This is a genomic window from Vibrio sp. 704, from assembly GCF_033339295.1.
Map to the genome: position 1 here is coordinate 1 of NZ_JAWOUH010000841.1, position 557 is coordinate 557.

General features: G+C 42.0%; 1 protein-coding gene and 1 pseudogene. One reads left to right on the forward strand and one right to left on the reverse strand.

The genetic code is table 11. The features are described from left to right. The coding region (locus R7R24_RS29445; RefSeq protein ID WP_318120556.1) for an SIMPL domain-containing protein at positions 1–397 on the forward strand (397 nt) is incomplete at its 5' end. Positions 398–463: 66 nt separating this feature from the next. On the opposite strand, the pseudogene R7R24_RS29450 reads toward R7R24_RS29445, so the two are convergent. Next, positions 464–557: pseudogene (locus tag R7R24_RS29450) on the reverse strand (3-phosphoglycerate dehydrogenase); the annotation flags it as partial.

The window sequence follows — 557 nt, forward strand, 5'->3', positions numbered from 1 at the left end:
TAAATCGGGCAAAGCGGAGTTGGTTGGATACAGAGCATCACGCAGCATCAATGTAACAGTGACAGATTTAGCCGATCTTAACCAGTATTTGGATATGGCGTTGAAAGCTGGCATTAATCAGGTCGACAACATCCAATTGAAAGTGAGCAATCAAGCGGAATACCAACAAAAAGCACGCATGGCTGCGATCAAAGATGCGAGAGAAAAAGCGGCATCGCTTGCATCTGGCTTTGATAAAAAACTCGGCGGCATCTGGCAAATTAACTATAACCAAATGCATGTACAGCCTGTGTTGATGCGCTCAATGGCGATGGACAGCAAGCAAGGTTCGAACAGTTACCAAGACTCGACTCTTGTAATTCGTGACCAAGTGGATGTGGTTTACAAATTAAAATAATTTGTTTTGGTAACACAAAAAGAAAAGGCAGGGATAATATCCCTGCCTTTATTGTATGGATTCTTCTTAATGAAGAATACGAGCACGAATCGTGCCTTCAATACTTTTCAGCTTAGTTAGTGCTTCTTCTGAACGCTCAGTTTCCACATCAATAACTACG